This window comes from uncultured Rothia sp., assembly GCF_937976295.1.
Classification (GTDB): Bacteria; Actinomycetota; Actinomycetes; order Actinomycetales; family Micrococcaceae; genus Rothia.
In genome coordinates this window covers 1-1,260 of the sequence record NZ_CALJRY010000122.1, presented here as the reverse complement: position 1 = coordinate 1,260, position 1,260 = coordinate 1, and the positions used below count along the sequence as shown (strand labels likewise).

General features: G+C 63.2%; 1 protein-coding gene. It reads left to right on the top strand.

The window, feature by feature from the left end:
• Positions 1–97 precede the first annotated feature (97 nt).
• A partial coding sequence (locus Q0216_RS03085) for a glycoside hydrolase family 76 protein (protein WP_298592840.1) occupies positions 98–1,260 on the top strand: 1,163 nt, incomplete at its 3' end.

Sequence of the window (1,260 nt, the reverse complement as noted above, 5' to 3'; positions counted from 1 at the left end):
ATCACACCCGAGAGCCCGCCCACAGCATCCGGGCGCTCAGAGGGCAAAAAGTGGGATAATTTCAGACGTAATACTTCACCGCAACTACAGAGGGTCCATGAATTCCCAGCCGTCTTCCCACAACGAGCAGTCTCTGGAGTCGATTAGCGAGTACGCTCAGCGCACCTCCTCGCACGCCGCTGCCGCAGCCGACAGCGTCACCGACACCTTTGTGCATCGCATCCTCGGTGTGCCCGGTGCCCTCATCGGTTCGGTGCAGGTTCCCGATCCGCGCCCGCTGAGCCAGCGTCTGAGCATTTGGCATTACTGGTGGCAGGCGCACCTGCTGGACTGTGTGATTGATGCCGGTCAGCGTCACCTACGCGAGGGCGATATTACTGCCGCCCAGGAAGAGCTACACCGCGCCCGCGCACTGTTGCGCGGCATTAACGTGCGTAATTACGGCCGCTTCGCGAACGATTATTTTGACGATATGGCGTGGCTGACCCTCGCGGTGGGCCGCATGAACTCCTTCTGCATTGAGCTGACCGGCGCTAACGACGTTGCCGCTCAGGATGCTGGCGCGGCTCTCTTCGAGCAGCTGGCGAAGGGCATTTCCCCGGTGGGTGGCATGAGTTGGCGCAAGTCCAAGCGTGATTTTGTGAATGCTGCGGCGACCGCGCCGACCGCTCTGGCGTATGTGCGTGCGGGCGACCCGAAGACTGCCGCCGCGCTCATGGACTGGATGAACGAAACCCTCTGGGATGCAGAACGTTCGCTCTATATTGACGGCGTGAACGTACGCGGCGACGAGTACGAATACGAACGCGGCGAATTCACCTACAACCAGGGAACCGCCCTGGGTGCGCTGCTGAGCCTCGCCGCATCCGGTGTGCCCTGCGAGGTGGACCCCGCAGAACGCGCCGAGCGCCTCATCGTCGGCATCGTCAAGCACATGACCGAAGAGGTGGAGTTCCTCTCCGGTGCTCGCCGCCGCATCCTCATCTCTCACGGTGACGGCGACGGCGGCCTGTTCACCGGCATTCTCGTGCGCTACCTGGGCATGGCGGCATCCTCGCCGCTGCTCAGTGATGAGGCGCGAGCGCTCGCCTCGACCCTGGTGTACTCGACCGCACGCGCCCTGTGGGAGGGCCGCCGCGAGTTCGACCCCGACCTGCCGATGAACGAGTACGGCATTGACCCGAATGAGATTCGCGGTAAGGCGCTCGTGCAGTTCTCCCCGCGGTTCACCGAGCCGATGAGCAAGGTTGTGAAGCCCGG